The sequence below is a fragment of the Streptomyces cavernae genome (genome assembly GCF_004023625.1).
GTDB classification, from domain to species: Bacteria; Actinomycetota; Actinomycetes; order Streptomycetales; family Streptomycetaceae; genus Streptomyces; species Streptomyces cavernae.
The window spans coordinates 440,313-460,292 of the sequence record NZ_RPDJ01000001.1 but is presented as its reverse complement, the minus strand read 5'-3'; the positions used below and the strand labels follow the sequence as shown (position 1 = coordinate 460,292).

Sequence of the window (19,980 nt, the reverse complement as noted above, 5' to 3'; positions counted from 1 at the left end):
TGCGCGCTCCCATCATGAGGCTGATCGGCGCCCCGAGCGGCCCAGCAGTGGGGCGCCGCCGCGGTCCTCGCGGATACCGCATCCGGCGGTCCGTGCCGGGCAACCACCTTGCGGGAGAGCGGCAGCTTCTCACGGGACCCCGGTCGCTCAGGGGCAGAGCGTCTCCTTGAGCGCGGCGTTGATGGCCTTGGCCTCAGCGTCCGAGACTTGGTGGTCGCTGGTGGAGAAGCGGGCCTGTGCTGCGGCGTCGGCGTCACCGCCGCCGCTGATGACGGAGCACTGGTTGCGCGCGTTGTCGATGGCCTTGTCCTGGTCGGCGATGAGGGCGGGGTTGATTTCTTGGAGTGCTCTGAGGATGACCATGGTCTTGCCGGCGTCGGGTTCGTCGGGGAGATTGGCGGCCGTCTCGGCGGGGCCGTTCTCGACGACGGGTGTGCTGCTCTCAGTGGCCTTGACATTGGCGTCGTTGGCGTCGCTGCTGCCGCACCCGGCGAGGGTGATGGCGAGCGCGGCCATGGCGGCTGTGATGGCTTTGCGGGTGCGCATGGTCCCCCCTGGGGCTGTGTGACTGAGGGCATCATGTCGTCACGCGGAGCCGCTGCGCGCTTCTGTGTCCGTCCTGTAACACTCTGTGGTCCGCCGCCCGGTCGCTACGCTCACCGCGTCTGTCCGCGCTGAAAGACCATCAAACCCCCGCCGAGTGGCGGCCGGTGACACGACGAAGCCCCAGTCAGGGAGTGACCAGGGCTTCAATCCGGCTTCTGTGGATGCCCGGTTGCGGGCACCGTAGTTCAGTGAGAACGTGACGCGGTTCTGATCTGCCGTCAAGTCACGCTGTGTCGCGTCGATCGGCGTCGATCGGCGCCGAGCGAGGCGACGTGTCGAAGGTGCCGGGCAGGCCGGCGACGGCGCGGTGTGCCTTGCCCATCTCGCGTATCCTCAGCACGACACCGCGCGCGGCTGTCACGCGGCACGGGCCCGGCTCCGCCGCCATCTCCCGCCACCTCTGAGGCTGATCACCTCACGAGCATTCGCCCCGCCATGTCACCTTCCCGATCGTGGCGTAGATGATGTTCGCCTTGTACTCTCCCGGACCAGGGTTGTAGTGCAGACAGATGACGCGGGTGAAAGTGGTGTAGCCGTAGGTCAGCTCGACGTGGTCAGCGCCGGGGAACACGTACCCGTTGTTGAATACGGAACCGACGCTGTGTATCTCGCCCGACCAGTCACCGGCGGTCCTCATCAGCAGTGTTCCGCGTTGGTCCGGCTCGGAGTAGGCGCAGAAGTAACCCTTCGGGCAGTCGGGCAGGTTGGGTTCAGCGGTGGCCGCGGGAGCTGTGGCAATCACTCCCGCGAAGGCAGCGGCTCCGGCCAGTGTGCTCACGACGCGCTTGCGCACAGCGGTTTCCTTCCTGTCATGACAGAGGTCTGCGTACCTGGGGGTGTTTCGAAAGTCCCGTGCGGTGCCCGCGGAGTCCGGTGCGTGACCTCGGCATGCCGGACAAGGGCCATCGCAGCGGGGCTACTTGGGTCTTCGGCCGGTGCGGCGAGGGCGCGTGCCGGTCGCGGCACTGGGATGCCGCGCACACCGTCGCGGCGTCTGTCTGTCGGTCGGGACCACCGCACCGGTCACCGGTCACTGCCGGTTCGGGCACAGTGGAACGTCCGGCAGCTGACTGGCGGGATTGCTCATGTAGATGTACGACGGTGAGTGCTGTGGCCGCGGCCGGTGCCGGTTGGGCACCGCCGACGTCAGATGCCGGTGGCCGTGGTACAAGGCTGAACGTGGTCGTTGATTCCGCACTGGTGGATCGCGGCGTTCGCCGGTGCCGCCGTTCCCAGCAGTGCGGCCGTGGCGGTCCCAAGTGGCCACGGCGACAAGTGCCTTGCGTCGTCCCGTGCGCATATGGGCTTTCCCTTCACTCCGAACCATGCATGCCACCGCAGCTTGCCGACCCGGAGGGAAATCCGCGCTCCCTTTCGGTCTGGACCGAAACCCCGGTGGTACGGGACCCGCCGGCGCGGCCGTGCGCGGCGGCGAGTCAGCGGGACGGGGCGCGCCCTCGGCCGGATTCGGACATGGCGGCGGTCGCGGCCTCCCGGACGGCCCGCACGGCCGGGCGGTCTCGGTGCTCGACCGGCCAGCCGAGGGCCGCCACCGACGGGGAGAGATCCGCCACGTCGACGTAGCGCACTCCCGGGCGGGGGAAGAGCTCCCGGGCCGCCGCGGGCAGGAAGCCCATCCCCTCCCCCCTGGCGACCGCGAGCAACAGCCCCTCCATGTCGGAGACGACGGGGCCGTAGCGCACGCGCGTGCCGTCCGGGCGCGGGTCCACGGCCCAGAAGTCCCACCACACCCGGGGGACTTCCGGGGGGACGTCCACGAAGACCCGGTCGCCGAGGTCGGTGAGGGAGACCTCGGCCAGGTCCGCCAGCGGGTCGGTGGCCGGCAGGCAGGCGACGCGGGGCTCGGTGGCCAGTTCCAACAGCTCGATGCCGGCGGGCACCGGGGGCCGGAGGAGGGCGACATCGATGTCGCCGGAGAGCAACTGCGCCAGATGTTCGGTGAAGTTGAGACTGCGTATCTCCACCGTGAGCCTGGGGTGGAGGGTGCGGAGGTGCTCGAGGACCGCGTGGGTGTAGGGCATCGCCGCCTCAGCGCCGATCGTCCCGACCACCACATGCCCGGCGAGGGTGCGGGCCCATTGGTCGGCGCGGACACGCAGCCGGCCCATCGCCTCCACCGTTGCCCGTGCTTCCTCCACCAGGGCACGGCCCGCCTCGGTGAGGGACACAGTGCGGCTGTCCCGTGAGAACAGCAGGACGCCCAGCCGTCTCTCCAGATCCCGTATCTGGCGGCTCAGCGCGGGTTGGGTCATGTGCAGCCGCGCGGCAGCCCTGCCGAAGTGCAGCTCCTCCACGAGCGCCAGAAAGAGTCGTAATTGATGGAAGCTCGGCTCCGCCGTTCCTCCCGGATCAGGCACAGCAGACATCCTCCACCTGCGGTCATAGCGACTACTGCATCGATCGGGCCCATATTCTCATCACCCCCCTCCCCCACAGACGCACGGTCCCCGTGCGACGCTGAGGAGGCGCTGCGCCGTCCGGACTGACCACCGGCACGGGCAGGGCGGGTGACAGCCGGCCCCGGGGGGAGACGCGATGCCGACACGCCGCTGTCCGGCGTGGGCAACGTGCTGCCCGCCGGCTTTCTTCCGGCCCACGTTCTCCTCGGACCCGTCGCCTCGATCCCGTCCGCCGCGCCGTGCCGCACGCACAGGACCGGCCACCGGCAGGAACGCCGAGCAACTCGGCTACCGGCTCAACAACGCGGCCCGCCAGGACGGCGGGGGCCGGGGACGACGTCCGGCCGGAGTGATGGGGGCGGACGGGCCGGCCGACACGGTCCGCCGCCCGCGTGCCGGTCCGCACCTGCGGCCCTCGCCACGCTGACGTCCAGGCGTCCCGAGCGCAAGCGACCACACGGGGAGACACAGTGCTGCGCATCCACTTCACGGACGGAGACCTCGCCCGCGTCCACCTGGCCCGCGAGCCGGATCCGGTCTGGGAGACCCTACTCAGCTTGAACCAGCTGACCGCCCCGCGGCGCGGCCTCCCCGTCTTCGCCCACTGGCGGCGCACCGCTCGGGCCAAGCTGGCCGAGGAGCGCCTGGCAGGCCCGGTCCGGATGCTCGCGGCCCTCGCCCCCGCCTCGGCGGGCTACTGGCCCGACTTCATGACACCCGACGCCTCAGCGGACGGTATGGAGGCCGCGCTCGAGGAATTGCACGCCACCCCCCGGCCACGGCTGCGCCGGGAACTGGACCGGCTGGCCGAGACCCACCCGCTGCCGCCCTGGGCACACGGCCTCGCACGCGGTGACCGGACCACGACGGAGGAGGTCGCGACGGCGTTCCGGCTGGTGCACCGCACGATCGTCACGCCGGACTGGGCCGGGACGGCCAGAACCACCGAGGCCGACCGGGCCCTGCGGACGCGCATTCTGCGCGACTGCGGTGTCCATGGACTGCTGGACTCCTTCCGCCCTCTGATGGTCTGGCGTCCTCCCGTGCTGCACGTGCGCTACCCGGAGGACCGGGACCTGCACCTCCACGGCCGCGGCGTACGGCTCATCCCCTCCCACTTCTGCTGGCACATGCCAATCGCCCTGGCCGACCCCGCCCTCCCGCAGGTCCTGGCCTACCCCGTCGCCCATCCCCCGGCCGGGGCACCGGCGGTCACCCGCGACCGCCGCCCCGAGGCCCTGGCCACCCTGATCGGCCGGACCCGCGCCCGCGTGCTGGCCGCCCTGGACGCCACCGCGACGACCGGGGAACTCGCCCGGCGCCTGGGCATCTCCGCCCCCTCGGCGAGCGAACACGTCGCAGCCCTCAGAGAGGTGGACCTCGCGCACAGCCGGCGCGTCGGCAGCCAGGTCATCCACACCCTGACCCCGCTGGGCTCCGCGCTGCTCAGCGGCGACCTCCCGCCCCACCGGCCGAGCACCTGAGACCGTCCTGCCTTTTTCGCCGACGCCCTTGTCGCCGTCGTCGACGGCACACCCACCGCCGTCGCCCCGGTCGTCGTCGGAGCGGGGTGCCGCATGAGCCGAGCCGGTTCGAGCGGTGGACAGGCGCGGGTCTATGGGGACGGATGCCTCGTCGCGGAGAAGCCCTCCGCGGGTGCCAGGACGTCGAGTTCCCGAAGGGCGCCGGTCGTGATCTCGCGGGTGAGTTCCTCCGCGCGGGCCGCGTCCCCGCCGCGGACCGCCTCCGCGACCTGAACGTGCAGGGTGACGGCTTCCGGGTCGGGGTCCGGGAACATCGCCTGGTGGTGGGTGCGGCCGCTCAGGACTTCCGCGACGACGTCTCCAAGGCGGGCGAACATCTCGTTGCCCGAAGCACTGAGGATGATCCGGTGGAAGGCCACGTCGTGGATGAGGTACGCCTCCAGTTGGTGGCCGCGTGAGGTGGCGACCATGTTCAGGGCGCACTCGGTGATCGCCGCGCACTGCTCGGCGCTGGCGTTGCGGGCGGCCAGCACGGCGGCCACCGGTTCGACGGCCGAGCGCAGCACGGTCAGTGAGCGCAGTTGGTGCGGCCGGTCGGCGCCCGCGAGGCGCCAGCGGATGACCTGGGGGTCGTAGACGTTCCACTGGCATCGATTGGCAAGGTGTCAGGCGATCCCGGTGCCGCGCTGCAGCAGCAACGCCACGTCCACCGCCGCCACGGCGACCGCGGCGGCGAACGCCGCCCGCTCCCGGCGGCGGCCCAGCACTGTCCCCGCCACCGCGAGCAGGCCGGACATGGCGAGCGCCGTAACTCCCCATGGCCCGGGTGACCCGGCGGGCCCCAGCGCCAGAACCGCGGACGCGGTCACGAGCGGCACCGGCAGCAGCAGCCGCGTGCCGTGCGGGCCCAGCCGGTGCGGACATCCCCGTACGCCTGTTGCCAGATCGCCGCGGATGTCCGGCAGCACATCGCCCAGGTGGGCGCCGATTCCCAGCAGTGCCCCGGCGGTGACCACCCACCAGGCGGGCCAGGGGTGCCCCGGCAGCCCCAGGGACACGAACGCCGGCAGCACGGCGAAGCCCACCGCGTACGGCGCCCAGGACCATGGGGTCGCCTTGAGCCGCAGGTTGTACGCCCAGGCCGCCGCCACCCCGGTCAGGTGGACGGCACCGGCCCGCAGACCACTGGCGAAGGACAAGGGCACGCACACCAGCAGTGCGGTGTACGCCACCGCCCACACGTGCCCCACGCCGACCGCGCCGTCGGCCACGGGTTTGCCCCGGCGGCCGACGGCGATGTCCCGGCGGGCGTCGAAGGCGTCGTTGCACCAGCCGACGGACAACTGGCCGCTCAGCACGGCCGCGCCGGTCAGCAGACAGCGCCCGGTACTCTGGCCGGCGATGACGGCCAGCGTCAGCATCAATGCGGTGACCGCGACGACGGGCCCGGGATGGCAGGCCCTGGCCAGCCCGCTCAACTGGCCGAACCGGCGCCCGGTCGCGCCGTCCACCATCGACTGCTCGGGAACGCTCACCCGGCCGATCGTAGGTACGCTCGCCTCGTCAGGCCGGTGCACCGCGCCCCGGGCGGTCGGCCGGACGGGCGATCCCTGGTGACGTCGCCCCGGTCCGGGGAAGAGGTGGCAGAGCAAACCACCGCAATGGGTAGACGGGCAGTAGGAAACGGGACGGGAACCACATGACGCGGATCGCAGCCCTTCACGGTGCGCTCACGCCCTTCCGCTACGCCCAGTCGGAAATCACGGACATGGTGGCCCGCACCTGTCTGCCCGAGGGCACGGACCGCCGGACCCTGGAGCGGCTGCACCGCAGCGTGAAGGTCACCTCGCGCCATATGACACTGCCGCTCGAACGCTACGGGGACCTGGACGGGTTCGGCGCCGCGAACGACATCTTCATCGCAACCGCCACCGACCTGGGCGCCAAGGCGGTCCGCGAGGCACTGCATGGTGCCGGCCTGTCCGCTGCCGACGTCGATCTGCTGGTATTCACCTCGGTCACCGGTATCGCCACCCCCTCGATCGACGCACGGCTGGCTGCCCGCCTCGGACTGCGGCCGGACGTCAAGAGGCTGCCCCTGTTCGGGCTGGGCTGTGCCGGCGGCGCCGCCGGGCTGGCCCGCTGCCACGACTATCTGCTGGGCCGGCCCGGGCAGGTGGCGGTGCTGCTGTCGGTCGAACTGTGTTCGCTCACCTTCCAGCGCGGCGACGCCTCCATGGCGAACCTGGTCGCCACCGGACTGTTCGGTGACGGCGCCGCCGCGGTCGTCCTGTGCAGCGCGGACCGGCCGGACGGCGCGGGCGGCCCGACGATCGTGGAAACCCGCAGCCGCCTGTATCCGGACACCGGGCGGGTCATGGGCTGGGACATCAAGGACTCCGGCTTCCGGGTCGTCCTCGACCCGGGGATCCCCGATGTGGTGCGCCGCCATCTCGCCGACGACGTCAAGAGGTTCCTCGGCGACCACGGTCTGAAGCCGAAGGACGTGACCGCTTGGGTGTGCCACCCGGGCGGCCCCAAGATCCTCCAGGCCGTCATCGAAGCACTCCGACTTCCCGAAGATGCGCTGGATGTGACCTGGCGTCACCTTGCCGATGTGGGCAACCTGTCCTCGTCGTCGGTGCTCCACGTGCTGCGGGACACACTGGCCGACCGCCGCCCGCCGCCGGGCACGCCGGGTCTGCTGCTGGCGATGGGTCCCGGCTTCGCCTGCGAACTGGTGCTGCTGCGCTGGTAGATGGCCGCCGGGCCGTGGAAGGACACCGAACTCATGATCTGGTACGCGACTCTGGTGGCCGCCGTCGCCGCCGAGCGTCTCGTGGAACTCGTCGTCGCCCGCCGCAACGAGCGGTGGAGCACCGCCCGCGGCGGGAGGGTGACCGGGCAGGGACACTACCCGGCGATGGTCACGCTCCACGCCGGTCTGCTGGTCGGTTGTGTGGCGGAGGTGTGGCTGGCCGCCCGGCCCTTCGTACCGGCTCTGGCCTGGCCGATGCTGGTCCTGCTGGCGGCTGCCCAGGCGCTGCGGTGGTGGTGCGTCACCACCCTGGGGCACCGCTGGAACACCCGGGTGATCGTCGTGCCCGGTCTGCCGCTGGTGACGGGTGGCCCCTACCGCCGGCTGCGGCACCCGAACTACGTGGCCGTGGTCGCCGAGGGAGTGGCCCTGCCGCTGGTGCACACCGCCTGGGTCACCGCGACCGTGTTCACGGTGCTCAACGCCGCCCTGCTCACCGTACGCATCCGCTGCGAGAACCGGGCACTGGCCGCGGCGACCGCCGCCGCCACGCCCACGCCGGCGTGATCGACGTACTGGTGGCCGGTGGCGGGCCGGCCGGTCTGGCCGCCGCCGTCCACGCGGCGCTCGCGGGCCTTGAGGCCGTCGTCGTCGAACCGCGGGCCACCCCCGTGGACAAGGCCTGCGGAGAAGGTGTGATGCCCGGCGGGGTCGCCGCCCTCGGCGCGCTGGGCGTGGAGGTCACCGGACGCGAGCTGCGCGGCATCCGTTACGTGGCCGGCCCCACCCGTGCCGAGGCGCCGTTCCGCGGCCGCGGCGGGTTGGGGATCCGCCGTACGACGTTGCACGCGGCACTGCACCGGCGCGCTGTCAGCCTCGGCGTGCGGATGGTGCCGGGCAAGGTCGGCGAGGTCCGCCAGAGCGCGGACACGGTCACCGCGGCGGGCATGACGGCGCGCTGGCTGATCGCCGCCGACGGTCTGCATTCGCCGGTGCGGCGCGGCCTGGGCCTGGAGCTGCCGGGCGCCGACCGCGGCCGGTACGGCCTGCGCAGGCACTACCTGATCGAGCCGTGGACGGACTTCGTGGAGGTCCACTGGTCCGCGGACGGCGAGGCCTATGTGACACCGGTCGGCGACGATCTGGTGGGCGTGGCGGTCCTCAGCAGCAGTCGTCGCGGGTACGAGGAGCACTTGGCGGGCTTCCCCGCCCTCGCGGCCAGGCTGCAGGGACCGGCCGCGACGCGGGTACGCGGCGCCGGACCGTTCCTCCAGCGGGTGCAGCGCAGGGTCGCGGGCCGTGTTCTGCTCGTCGGTGACGCCGCGGGCTATCAGGATGCCCTGACCGGTGAGGGCATCGCACTGGCGCTGGCGACGGCCGGGGCCGCCGTCCGCTGCGTGGCCTCCGGGCGGCCGGGCGAGTACGAGCGCGCCTGGGCCCGGCTGACCCGGCGCCACCGGCTGCTGACCAGGGCCCTGCTCGCCGCGAGCCGCAGCCCCCGTACCGCCCGCCTCATCGTCCCCGCGGCATCCCGGATGCCCCCGGTGTTCGCCGCGGCGGTCCACGCAATGCAATAGCGGCAACCCCGGCGGCTGCCTGGACACGGGGGCTGGCCCGGTAGAAGACGCCGGGCTTTCCCGTGCTGTACGCCAACGAGTCCACCCGCCCAGGTGGTCGGCGGCGCCGCCCCACGGCGGAGCGGGTCGTGAGAGTGAGCGTCGCGGTCGTGGACCGTGCCGGGGACCGCTTCCGGGGCGCCCGCGGAAAAACTCCTGTGCGCAGGCTCGCCCGCCTCTGCGACTATCCCCGAATGGCGCACAGTCTCGAATCGCTGGTCATCCGGCACACCCACCGCCTTTCCTCTCCCAAGGGCTCCGCCGGGGAAGGAGCCACCGCCGCGCGGCAGTTCGACGCGGCGCTGGCATCCGTGGGCTTCAAGCTCTCGGCGGAGTTGCTGGAGCGGCTGTCGGGGCTGTCCGAGGCGGCGGTCGTGCACACCGCCAAGCGGACGCTGCGCACCGTGAGTGAGATGGTGGGCGACCACGCCCGGCACAACTCCTACTTCATCGACTTTCCGGCGAACGTGCCGGACACCGAAGAGTTCTGGATGCGGTGTGTGGCGAAGGCGCTCCTCGACGACAGGTCGCGCGAGAACGTGCTGACGCAGCTGGCACATGGCGTGCTTGACCTGCTCAGCCTCCCCACGTACGGCCGCTACCAGCACACCTACGAGGAGATGCTCGCCGCGCAGGACGAGCTGATCGCCTCGGCGGGCGACCGAGTGACCGTCCTGCACCTCGGGCGGGACCTGGACGCCGAACTCACGGATCTGTACCTGGCCTTGGCGGGCAGCACGACGCCACTGAGCGAGGACCACCTGAGCGACCTGAAGATCCTCGCCGAGCGGTGCGCGCTCGGCCCGCAGCCGGAGTCGATCCCGGTCCGGGAGAACCGGGCGGTCGTCAACGCGGCCCGTCTCGCTGTCGGCGCGGACCTGCTGCTGGACACCGTCATCGATGTGCTGCGGCTGGCTTGCGTGCTGTCGGGCGGTGACGTGACGCTGCAGGAGCCGACCCGATTTCGGGCTCTGTCGCGGCCGGTCCGCCGTACGCTGCTCGCGGGCCTCGACGCCTTGGTCGCGGCGAACCCCGCCAAGCTGGCCGATGTGCACGCGTACCGCGAGCCTTTCAAGCGGCTCGGTGAGCGTCTCCACCCGCACGAGTTTCCACGCTGGCCGCACGCCGCAGATTTGTTCGCCGTAGCGCGGGGCGAGAAGGAGGCGCGGTCCTTCGACGGCCGTGTCGAGAAACTGCTCGACGAGTTCGATGTGCTCGGTGCGGTGCGACTGCTGAAGTCCGCTCCCGGCAAGCTGTTCCGCGCCCTGGACCTCCTGCTGCGTAGCGCCGCCGACCAGGAGGAGCGGGACGCGGTGGTCGCCGCCGCGGTGCAGGTTGCTCCCGAGGTCTCCGGCCGGGTCGTGCTTTCGGTCCGCGAGCACTTCCAGAACCGGGAGCGCGAGACCGACGAACCCCGGATCTTCGTCAACCGCCGGGGCCGCGGCTGGGTCGCCCCCGACGTCCGGCAGCCCGTCCCCGCCGCCGACCGCGATCGTCTGATCGCCGCCCTCGACGCCGAGATGCGGCGCAGGCTCCCGGCGCCGGGCCGGCTGCTGCTCGACCCCGACGTCCTCGACGTGGCGATTCCGCTCAGCGGCAGGGCGACCGCGGCCGGGCTCGGCGTACTGCCGCGCGGTTCGGTCTCGGCGGTCGACGGCGAACAGCTTCGCTTCTTCGTGTACTGGAAGGAGACCGAGGACCGGACCGACTACGACCTCTCGGCGCTACTTCTCCACACCGACTACAGCCCCGACTCCTGGCTCTCCTACACCTCTCTCAAGACTGTCGGGGGCGAGCACTCGGGCGATGTCACCGAGGCGCCGGAGGGGGCCTCGGAATTCATCAACATGTCCCTGGACCGGGTGCGCAGCGCGTTCATCGTTCCGCAGGTCAACATCTACGCCGGCGAGAGCTTCGAGAAGGTCGAGGAGTCCTTCTTCGGTTTCATGCTGCGCGACGGTGAGCAGAAGGGCCGGCCGTTCGAACCGCGCACGGTGCGGATGAAGTCGGAGCTTCGTGGGGTGGGTCGAGTGGCGCTGCCGCTGGTTTTTCGGCGCGAGGACGACGGCCGGTGGCGCGCGAAGTGGCTGCACCTGTATCTGAAGGGCATCTCGTCGGCCAACCGGGTCGAGGAGAACCAGGTGTCGGTCTCCAAGGTGGTGCGCGCCATCGTGGAGCGCGAGTATCTGACGGTGCGGTACCTGATCGACCTGATGTCCGGCGACACCACGGCCGTGGATCTGTGGGACGGCGAACCGGTTCCGGACGAGCCCGTGATGTACATCGGTCTCGAACGTCCAGAGGGGCTGCACCCGGACTCGCGGGTCATCACCCTCGAAAATCTACGCGACTTGATCCCGGGCTGAGTGCTAGCGTTGCCCACGGCGAGGCCATGAAGGGGCTTCCTTCTCAATTCCTCTTAAGATACAAGTTCTTTCGCTTTCCTCGCCGTCCTACTTCGACTGGGAGGCGCCCGCGCGGCACCTCCCAGTTTTCGTGTGCGCCAACAGCGGGAAGGCACGTGCAGTCCGCGCGCACGCCAAGCCGTCGTGGGCCACTGGGCGGTGGACATGCCCGGGTGACAGCTCCTCCCGGTCTCGCCGTCGCGGAGGAGGCTCAATCAAGACAGAACTCGTTGCCCTCGATGTCCTGCATCAGGATGCACGACTCGTTGTCCTCATCGGCAAGCAGCGTTCGTACGTGTACCGCACCGAGCGCGACCAGTCGTGCGCATTCGGCCTCCAGTGTGGCGAGGCGCTCTTCACCCACGAGTCCGGTACCGACCCTCACGTCAAGATGCACCCGATTCTTGACGATCTTCCCTTCCGGAACGCGCTGGAAGAGCAGGCGCGGGCCCACACCTGAGGGATCACTGCATGCGAAGTAGACGACCTGGTCCTCAGGCGGCAGCGAGCGATGGTAGTCCTCCCAAGTGGCAAACCCCTCCGGGACCGGCGGTACGACGTAGCCCAACACCTCGCACCAAAAGCCGGCGAGGCGCGCAGGTTCCGCGCAGTCGAAGGTGACCTGGAACTTCTTGATCGATGACATCGGCGCACCATATCAAGGGGACCCTGTTGCCCATCTCCCGGCGTGAATACGCATGTTGACGGGACGGCTGCCGTTCTGGCGCTTTCGGTGCGGCACTTGTGGCCGTTGGCGCGGCAAGCGTTGCGGGCTGCGGGGGGTGACCGTGCGGTGGAGAGGTACGAGGGATGAACGTTATCCCTGCTGCTCGGGTCCGGACCGTTTCCACCTGAATCGGAACAGGCGGCCGCCCGTGTGCGCGGCCATCGGCCCCAACCGGCCGGGCATGGCGAAATACGACGTGAGATCGTCCCATTTCCAGTCCCTGCTCGCCGCGTCGCGGTAGATCTTGCCGTGCTCGTGCAGGCGCACGAGGTGGCCACGAATCGACGCGGGCGGCGGGCCGCTCAACCAGCGGTGCCCCGGGCAGGTCAGCTCGCCCTGCTGGTAGAGGTCGTCCATCAGCGCGTCCACCTCATCGATCACCTGCTTGTCCGAACCGCGCAGGAGCCTTGGCGGCAGCCTGTTGAGCACGGCACAGATCTCGACGACTCCGCCGGTGTGCTCCTGTTCCGCGACTGTGGCGGCGATGAACGCGGCCCTCACTGGCTTTCACCCACCCCGTGTGCCGGTCGGCCACCAGAGTCGTCCCCTTCCGCAGCCCGGTCAACCGCGCCACGTCCCCGCGCCTTGCCGACGGCTCGGCTCCGCCTTCGGCTGCGGCCGCTTTGATCGACCCGGCCGGCGCCGACGACACCTTGGGCCTTCGCCCTGCGTCGTCCACACGCTCTCCGGCCGACGATGTCCGCTCATGTGGGCGTGCGAAGGGTGAGCAGAGCGACGTCGTCGTCGTTGTCGGTGGGACGGGTGCGACTCAGCAGGTCGTCGGTGAAGGAGTCCAGGGGGCGGTGTGCCAGGGCGGCGGCGTGCCGACGGAGTCGGTCCATGCCATGGTCGAGGGAGCGGCTGGGGGTTTCGATGAGGCCGTCGGTGTAGAGCACGAGCGTCGATCCGGGCGGCAGTGCGACCGTCGCGTCGGGGCGGGGCTGGTGGGATCCGGCGCCGAGGAGGATGCCGTGTCCGTCGGTGAGGTAGCGGGCCAGGCCCTCGCGGGTGACGAGCAGCGGTGGTGGATGGCCGGCGTTGGTCCAGAACAGCTCACAGTTGTGGTTGTCATCCATCGTCACCCGCGTCATGAGCATGGTGGCCATGGGCACGTCAGTGATGTGCGTCACGGCCTGGTCGAGGCGTTCGACGATACGGCTGGGCGGTTCCTGCTGGGACCAGGCGTAGGCGCGGAGCATGTTGCGCAGCTGGGCCATGCCGGCCGCGGCGTCGAGATCATGGCCGACGACGTCACCGATGACCAGGGCGGTGGCGCCGTCGGTCAGGGGGAAGGCGTCGTACCAGTCGCCGCCGACCTGGGAGGCATCGGGCGCGGGCAGGTAGCGGGCGGTCAACCGCAGCGGCGGCACGTGTGGCAGCTGGGGCAGCAGGTGGCGCTGCATGGTCTCGGCAACCTTGCGTTGCCGCTGGTAGAGTCGGGCGTTGTCCAGCGCGAGCCCGGCGCGGCGGGCGATGTCCTCCAGCAGGGCGAGATCGGATGCGGCGAACCGCTCCGGCCGTTCGGAGCGGCCCAGGGTCAGGGCCCCGAGGACCTCCCGCGGGCTGCGAACGGGGGCGATGGCCGCCGAGTGGATGCCGGTGGCCTCGAACAGGCGGTGCTGTTCGAACGCGATGCCCGAGTCCGGGGGGTCCTGGTAGGTCCGCGAGTCGGCCAGCGTGGAGGAGGCGACCCCGCGCAGGGCCCGCGACAGGGGCATCGGCGAGTCCTCGGGCACCGGCGGCAACGGACCCTGGAGATCTTCGTGGGTGACCAGCGAACCGTCTTCCTCGTGGACCACAGCGGTGCGCCACACTTCACCGCGCTCGGTGATCAAGTCGATGACGGCCCAGTCCGCCAGCCGGGGCACCACCAGGGCAACGAGCCGTCGCAGCGCCTCCTCGACCACCAGGGTGGAGGTCAGCTGCGTGGTCGTCTCGGCCAGCAGCGCCAGCCGCTCAAGCTCCGGCAGCGGCCCTGCGGCCCGCTCCGGTGCCGTGCCGAGCCCTGGGGCCTCGTCAGCGCCGGTGTGGAACAGCACCAGGGTGCCCGCCTGGTCGTCGCCGAGGTCGTACGGGGTGAGCAGCCATGACACGGGCAGCAGGGAGCCGTCTCCGCGTTCGAACCAGTCCTGACGGGCCTGGGCGGTACGCCGGGAGAGGAAAGCGGTCCGCATGGTGCACCGCATCCTGGGCAGCACCTCCCCGTGTGGGCCACGGTGCAGCAGGTCGTGTGCGTCGCGGCCCAGGAAATCCCTGGCAGGCCGGGCCAGCAGCCGCTCGGCGCGGGCGTTGACAGCGATGATGCAACCCTGCTCGTCCACCACATAGGCGGCGGTACCCAGTTCCCCCAGCGTGGTGACGAGGGACTGCCGAGCTGTTCCGCCGGCTCCCCCGGCGACGGGGTCCGTGCTCTGTGCACCCGTCATGCTGCCTCCTCGGTGATCAAGTGCCGGCCCGCCGACGGTGAGGACCCACTCACCAGCACCGCGGACCGGGCACCGGCCGCGCCAGGCCGGGCTCGGGGGCAGCCGTCGGCTGTTCAAGCCGGGCAGCACCCGCACGGTTCTGGGAGCCGCCGTCGCGCAGCCCGACGGCCGGCCCCGCAGAGGATCCACGTCCGGCGATCAGTCGGCGATCCGCCTCCCACAACCATGATGGCGTCATCGACCCGGTCGGCGAGGCCGAGTGGGGCCGCGGCGTGCGGCGAGCTGGCCCGGACGGTAAAACCCGCCCTGTCGTCCGAGTACCCAGTCCCGAGCCGGTTGCCGAGTTCGCCGGCGGCCCGCTCAACCGGGTCAGCGGCTGGACGCGGCCGACAGGAAGAGCCGCCGTTCGGGACAGCCCGTGGGTGCCGCCGGTCCGCGGGGCGATGCCGAAGTGCCGTGACGGCCCCCTCGCCGAGCAGGAACGGCGCGTCGGAGGCGCGACTCGCCTGCTCCCTGCCGCAGACCACAGCACCGCGTTCGTGCGCCGCTTCGTGCGCCGCTAGGACCTGGCGCAGATGCCTACCTCGCTGTTCACCGAGTGGGCCGCTCAGCGGCCCGATAAAGAGATGTACGGCAGCATGGGCGGTACCAGCACCGGCGGGCCAGGCCCGCGACGCCGCCTCTCCCACCCGATGCTGATGGCTGATCATGTTGCCTCCGCAGTACGGTCGGTGCTGCCCGAGGACCGCGGTCGCCTCCGCCGGTTCCCCGGGTTCCGGTGCGACGAGTGCCCGTGTGGCCGGCGCGTACACGGATCAGGCCATCCGCCCGGAGCCTGCGACACCGCCGCATGTCGCGGCCGGGACCTACCGGCAGCAGCCCCGGTTGGGGCCGGCGGAAGTCCTGCGGCACGGCGGGCCTCCAGAGAGAACTGTGATCGGCCGGATGCCGTCTGTTCACGGGTGGGTGAACGCCAATAGCGTGTGCGGCCTTCACGTCATGGGGGGTCTCGTGAACGGTCTCCGAGCGGTCGTCATCTGCCTCGTGATCGCGTGTGTCGCGGCGGTGTCGCCGGCCGCGGCTGTGACGCCGAACTGGTCGGCGCTGCCGGTCCCGGCAGCGGCCCCGCCGGTGACCGTGTCCGATCTCGCCGCCCGCGGGCCGGACGAGGCGTGGGCGACCGGGTACGAGCACGCCGCCGACGGACTGCGGCCGATGCTGTACCGGTGGGACCGCACGAAGTGGACCCGGGACACAACCTTCCCCGGCGCCGGTGAGCCGGGCCGGCTCGGCAAGATCCAGCTCGTCGGCGAGGAGGTGTGGATCCTCCAGGACCGCGCGGGGGCGGGGCAGATCCTGCGCCGGTCGGCGGGAGGGTGGAGTGCCGTCCCGCTGCCGCAGACCCTGTGGACCTACCAGGACTTCACCGCCGTGCCGGGTGCCGCGTGGGTGGTCGGTGAGGACGACACCGGGCTGAAGGTGCTGCACTACGACGGTTCCGGCTGGACCGCGCAGTCCACCCCGGACGGTGTGCTGTTCCTGATGGGGATCACCGCGCGTACCTCCACCGACGTCTGGGCCTGGGCGGACACCAGCACCGGGACCACCGCCCTGCGCTGGGACGGCACGGTGTGGCGGGACGCTAAGGTGCCGCTGCCGCCGAACAGCAACGTGCACACGATCATGCTCGAACCCTCCGGCCGGGTCACGATCGGCGGCAGCCAGTACACCGACGGCGTGGCCCGCACCTACCTGATGACCCGCACCGGGCATGCCTGGCGCACCACCTACCCACCGCTGGGCGACACCTCCACCGAGGCCATGGTGCGCGGCCCGGACGGCGCGCTGTGGCTGCCGGTGCGCAGCGACCGCGCGTTCCAGTCCAAGTACGCACGGGTGGAGGGCATCCGCACCACCTTCTCCTACGGCCCGCAGCGCACGAACGCGATCGACGTCAAACCGCGTGCACTGGCCAGGGCCGGGTCCTCACTGATGTCGTTCGGCACGGTCGAGATCTACGGCTCGAAACCGAATCTGATGAGCGAGCGGCTGGGAGGCTGACCATGGCACGCAGACTTCTCGTCTTGGCCCTCGCTGTCACCATGACCTTCTTGACCATCATGACCTCGGCCGCGGCGGAAACCCGGTCCTGGCAACACGTGCCGGTCCCGCCACAGGTACGCCCGCAGGCCGGGCTCAACGAGGCCGTGGCGTTCGGACCGGACCGGGCGTGGGCGGTGGGTGCCGACGCCGTCGGTCGCGAGGCGCCGGGCTTCCCGCTGGTGCTGCGCTGGGACGGAACCGCCTGGCGGCGCCAGAGTCTGCCCGGGATCGGGTGGCAGGGAGAGCTGCTGTCCATCGCCGCGACCTCACCGACCGCGGTCTGGGCGGTCGGCCGCGACTCGGCGGGCGGCGCACACCTGCTTCGCTTCGACGGCATCGCCTGGCGCGAGAGCCGGCCGCCGCAGGGTGTCGTGCTGACGAAAGTCGTCGCCGGCGGCGGTGAGACCTGGCTGATCGGTTCGCGGGAGAGCGCGCAGGTTTTGCTGCGCTGGGACGGGCGCGGCTGGCGGGACGTGCCGGTGCCGCCGGGCGCCGTGTACGGCCTGCACATCCTGGCGGCCGACGACGTCTGGGCCGCGGGCGAGACCAACTCGGGTGCGGCCGTGTCCCACTGGAACGGGCATGCGTGGCAGCAGACGATCGTGAACGCGTTCCCGCGGTCGGCCGTGGGCAGTGTGCTGGCGGTCTCGCCGACGGAGGTGTGGGCGGGTGGCACGGCCGGGTTCGTCGGCGGCCCGGTGGGCCGGCCGATTCCGCCCCTGCTGGTCCGCTGGGACGGGCAGGCGTGGAGCCAGGTGACCATGCCCACCGACTTCGGAGGGATCACATCGCTGGCGCCCACCACGTCCGGTGCGCTGGGCTGGGTCTCGGTGGCCCGCTCCCAGAAGTGGGGGCCACCGGGCAGCTATCCGCCGTTCGTCCCCGGCCCGGACTTCCTCGCCTGGAACGGACAGTCCTTCACCGAGCACAGCGAACCCTCGGTGGCCGGGGAGGGCGACTCCTCGGCACTACGGCTCGCACCCGTACCGGGCACGGCGACGGTCTGGTCGGTCGGTCGCGCCGCCGGCCCCGAGAACACCTTCGCCCCGCGCATCCTGCGCTTCGGCTGACCTGGTGCGCCGTCACCGGCCGTGGTGCCGGCCGTGTTTCGGCTCACCGTCCGGTGGGCGGCCGGGGTGGAGCCCACCGGGTGCAGGACGGGCCGCCCGGGTCGGGCGCGTCAGGTCGGCTTGAGGATGACCGCCTGGCCACCGGCGCGCGGGAAGCGCCCCGCGTGCCACGCGGCTCGGCCCGTGATCAGCCGGACACGCGTTCTTGTAGCAGTAGAGCCGCACGGTGCTGTTCGCCGCTCCGGTGGTGAAGTCGGCGGAGACGAATGTCCACTCGGTGCCACTGGCGCTCGCCACCGTTTCCAGGCCGCCGGTTCGACGAGGACGCGGTCCGGGCCGCCGCCGAACGCGGCCATCGCTGGCGCAACCCGGTCTGGCGCAACACGGACGGCTCACTGGCCTCCTGGTAGCCCGGCCGGGCGGCCGCACCGCGCGGCGTCCGGCCCCGTGGCGTGCACCACCAGGTCCAACGGCGGGACCGCGGTCGAGGACGCCGGGCGGTGCGGGGAAGGCCCGGCCGAGTCCGAGGACGACGGCCGAGGCCTCCGCGCGGTGCGGTGAGCTGTCCGACCGGGCCGGGCTGTGCCACTTCCTCGGCGAGTCAGCCACCCCGGCCGATACTCCCCGGGGCCGGGCCCCCTTTCCGCAGCGTGTTGACCCAGTTAGGTTCGACCAGTGAGTCAACAGCAGGAAGCAGATGTACGACACTTCGACCACTGTCCCTGGCTGTTCGCCGCGGAAGCGGCCGAGGAACAGCGCGTGGTTCAACGCGAGCGGCAGCGGAACATCGGTGGGGACAGCGAGGTCGGTGAGCGGTGCTACGTCGCCGAGTCCGCCGCGGTGTTCCCGGACCTGCTGCGGCTCGGCGACGACTCCTACATCGCCGCCCATGCCTATGTCACCGGGGAGTTGACCACCGGCGCCGACTGCACGCTGAACCCGTACGCCACCGTGCGAGGCACCGTGAACCTGGGGAACGGAGTACGGATCGGCGCGCACACGTCGCTGCTCGGCTTCAACCACTCCATGGCACCCGACCGTCCGGTCTTCCAACAGCCCCTCACCAGCCAGGGGATCACGATCGGCGACGACGTCTGGATCGGCTCACATGTGGTCGTGGTGGACGGGGTGACCATAGGCGACCACTGTGTGATCGGTGCCGGTGCGGTGGTGACCAAAGACGTCCCGGCCTGGACTGTGGCCGCTGGAAATCCGGCACGTCCCCTGCGCGACCGTCGAGGCGCCCGGGCGACGCTCGCGGCGCACGGCGCGGATCCTCTCACCCGGTTCGCCGAGAACGCCCGCGCCCAGGCCGCCGACATCCTCGCCCGGTGCTGGGACGGCGACCGGTACGTCGACCGGCCCGGGGCGACGCCGACGGTACGGGCGCACTGCGACGCCGTGGAGATCGCCGACCTGCTGCTGGGCTCAGTGCCCGAGCAGTTGACCGCCGAAGAACACGGCAAGCGGCTGTGTGCCACGCAGGACCCGGACACCGGACTGACGCCCGAGTTCGGTGAGCCACTCCCGACGCCCGACGACGACGGCTTCATCGGCGATGGCCCCGCGCTGTACCACATCCTGTCCGTCGGTTACGCCCTCGATCTGCTGGGCGCCTCCTTTCCCCATCCGGTGTGCGGTACACAGAAGATGACGCCTCGTCAACTCGTCGCACGGCTTGACGGACTGCCGTGGCGGGACGGTGCGTGGGGAGCCGGGGCCTGGATCGACGCATGGGCCACCGCGACGCACTGGAACCTGCGGCACGCCGGAGACGGCGGTGTGCAACCGGGTGCCCTGGAGGCGCTGTTCGGCTGGCTACTGACCCGGGTCGACCCATGGACCGGGATGTGGGGCAGCCCCTCCCCCGAGTCCGGGCGTCTCCAGGTCGTCAACGGCTATTACCGGCTCACCCGCGGCTCCTTCGCCCAGTTCGGGCTGCCGGTTCCGCACCCGGAGCGGGTGGTGGACGCCGTCCTGGACCACGCCCGCGATTCCCGGCATTTCGGCAGCGGCCGGGACAACGCGTGCAACGTGCTGGACGTCGCCCATCCCTTGTGGATGTGCACCCGGCAGCTTGGAACCGGGAGCCGGGGCGACGGTTACCGGTCGGCGGACGTACGCGCCTGGGCTGAGCGTCAGTTGGCCGCGATCCTGCTTCGCTGGCAGAACGGCCGGGGTTTCGGCTTCGGTTCCGGGCCGGCGGGCCCCGGTCCGGAACCGGGGCTCCAGGGCACCGAGATGTGGCTGGCCATCATCTGGTACCTCGCCGACCTCCTGGGCCGCTCCGAAGCGCTCGGCTACCGGCCACGCGGCGTCCATGGCCCCGAGCCCGCCCGCTAGTCGACCCGCAGCACCACTGCGG

16 protein-coding genes and 1 pseudogene are annotated in these 19,980 nt (G+C 71.3%); 9 read left to right on the top strand and 8 right to left on the bottom strand.

Going from position 1 to position 19,980, the window contains the following annotated elements:
• Positions 1-147: 147 nt before the first annotated feature.
• The 3 genes from EF387_RS11985 to EF387_RS11970 all read right to left on the bottom strand — a co-directional run bounded on the left by EF387_RS11985 (position 148) and on the right by EF387_RS11970 (position 2,993).
• Positions 148-546 carry a hypothetical protein gene (locus EF387_RS11985; protein WP_128376485.1) on the bottom strand — a complete coding sequence of 133 codons (399 nt, stop codon included), beginning with the start codon at positions 544-546 and terminating at the stop codon, positions 148-150.
• A 475-nt stretch (positions 547-1,021) separates the two neighbouring features.
• The gene (locus tag EF387_RS11980) at positions 1,022-1,399 is read right to left on the bottom strand and encodes a peptidase inhibitor family I36 protein (RefSeq protein ID WP_128376484.1); all 378 of its coding nucleotides are present in this window, start codon (positions 1,397-1,399) and stop codon (positions 1,022-1,024) included.
• A 643-nt stretch (positions 1,400-2,042) separates the two neighbouring features.
• Positions 2,043-2,993: a LysR family transcriptional regulator gene (locus EF387_RS11970; RefSeq protein WP_128376483.1), complete on the bottom strand. Its 951-nt coding sequence runs from the start codon at positions 2,991-2,993 to the stop codon at positions 2,043-2,045.
• Positions 2,994-3,496: 503 nt separating this feature from the next.
• On the opposite strand from EF387_RS11970, the gene EF387_RS11965 reads away from it, so the two are divergent.
• On the top strand, positions 3,497-4,510 hold the full coding sequence (locus EF387_RS11965) for an ArsR/SmtB family transcription factor (protein ID WP_128376482.1): 1,014 nt from the start codon (positions 3,497-3,499) through the stop codon (positions 4,508-4,510).
• Between the two features lie 131 nt (positions 4,511-4,641).
• Here EF387_RS11965 and EF387_RS11960 read toward each other — a convergent pair.
• Positions 4,642-5,160: pseudogene (locus tag EF387_RS11960) on the bottom strand (FadR/GntR family transcriptional regulator); the annotation flags it as partial.
• A 15-nt stretch (positions 5,161-5,175) separates the two neighbouring features.
• Positions 5,176-6,045: a UbiA family prenyltransferase gene (locus tag EF387_RS11955; RefSeq protein WP_420802559.1), complete on the bottom strand. Its 870-nt coding sequence runs from the start codon at positions 6,043-6,045 to the stop codon at positions 5,176-5,178.
• A gap of 164 nt (positions 6,046-6,209) precedes the next feature.
• Here EF387_RS11955 and EF387_RS11950 point away from each other — a divergent pair, with 164 nt between their 5' ends.
• The 4 genes from EF387_RS11950 to EF387_RS11935 all read left to right on the top strand — a co-directional run bounded on the left by EF387_RS11950 (position 6,210) and on the right by EF387_RS11935 (position 11,250).
• Complete coding sequence (locus tag EF387_RS11950) at positions 6,210-7,268, top strand: type III polyketide synthase (RefSeq protein ID WP_128376481.1); 1,059 nt, start codon at positions 6,210-6,212, stop codon at positions 7,266-7,268.
• Positions 7,269-7,301: 33 nt separating this feature from the next.
• Positions 7,302-7,835 (top strand): isoprenylcysteine carboxyl methyltransferase family protein, encoded by a 534-nt coding sequence (locus EF387_RS11945; RefSeq protein WP_128376480.1) that lies wholly within the window; start codon positions 7,302-7,304, stop codon positions 7,833-7,835.
• Positions 7,832-8,845 carry an NAD(P)/FAD-dependent oxidoreductase gene (locus tag EF387_RS11940; RefSeq protein WP_128376479.1) on the top strand — a complete coding sequence of 338 codons (1,014 nt, stop codon included), beginning with the start codon at positions 7,832-7,834 and terminating at the stop codon, positions 8,843-8,845. Before EF387_RS11945 ends, EF387_RS11940 begins: the two co-directional genes overlap by 4 nt.
• Positions 8,846-9,078: 233 nt before the next feature.
• A complete protein-coding gene (locus EF387_RS11935; protein WP_128376478.1) occupies positions 9,079-11,250 on the top strand; it encodes a TerD family protein in 2,172 nt (723 codons plus the stop codon).
• A 250-nt stretch (positions 11,251-11,500) separates the two neighbouring features.
• Here the strand turns inward: EF387_RS11935 and EF387_RS11930 are convergent, their stop codons facing one another.
• The 3 genes from EF387_RS11930 to EF387_RS11920 form a co-directional block, all read right to left on the bottom strand.
• Positions 11,501-11,935: a VOC family protein gene (locus EF387_RS11930; protein ID WP_128376477.1), complete on the bottom strand. Its 435-nt coding sequence runs from the start codon at positions 11,933-11,935 to the stop codon at positions 11,501-11,503.
• Between the two features lie 171 nt (positions 11,936-12,106).
• The gene (locus tag EF387_RS11925; RefSeq protein ID WP_128376476.1) at positions 12,107-12,517 is read right to left on the bottom strand and encodes a hypothetical protein; all 411 of its coding nucleotides are present in this window, start codon (positions 12,515-12,517) and stop codon (positions 12,107-12,109) included.
• Between the two features lie 203 nt (positions 12,518-12,720).
• Positions 12,721-14,442 carry a SpoIIE family protein phosphatase gene (locus EF387_RS11920; RefSeq protein ID WP_128376475.1) on the bottom strand — a complete coding sequence of 574 codons (1,722 nt, stop codon included), beginning with the start codon at positions 14,440-14,442 and terminating at the stop codon, positions 12,721-12,723.
• Positions 14,443-15,453: 1,011 nt separating this feature from the next.
• Here EF387_RS11920 and EF387_RS11915 point away from each other — a divergent pair.
• The 4 genes from EF387_RS11915 to EF387_RS11905 all read left to right on the top strand — a co-directional run bounded on the left by EF387_RS11915 (position 15,454) and on the right by EF387_RS11905 (position 19,958).
• A complete protein-coding gene (locus tag EF387_RS11915) occupies positions 15,454-16,503 on the top strand; it encodes a hypothetical protein (RefSeq protein ID WP_128376474.1) in 1,050 nt (349 codons plus the stop codon).
• A gap of 2 nt (positions 16,504-16,505) precedes the next feature.
• The gene (locus tag EF387_RS11910) at positions 16,506-17,615 is read left to right on the top strand and encodes a hypothetical protein (RefSeq protein ID WP_128376473.1); all 1,110 of its coding nucleotides are present in this window, start codon (positions 16,506-16,508) and stop codon (positions 17,613-17,615) included.
• Between the two features lie 266 nt (positions 17,616-17,881).
• On the top strand, positions 17,882-18,025 hold the full coding sequence (locus EF387_RS46660; RefSeq protein WP_155589756.1) for a hypothetical protein: 144 nt from the start codon (positions 17,882-17,884) through the stop codon (positions 18,023-18,025).
• A 265-nt stretch (positions 18,026-18,290) separates the two neighbouring features.
• On the top strand, positions 18,291-19,958 hold the full coding sequence (locus tag EF387_RS11905; RefSeq protein WP_128376472.1) for an acyltransferase: 1,668 nt from the start codon (positions 18,291-18,293) through the stop codon (positions 19,956-19,958).
• Positions 19,959-19,980 lie beyond the last annotated feature (22 nt).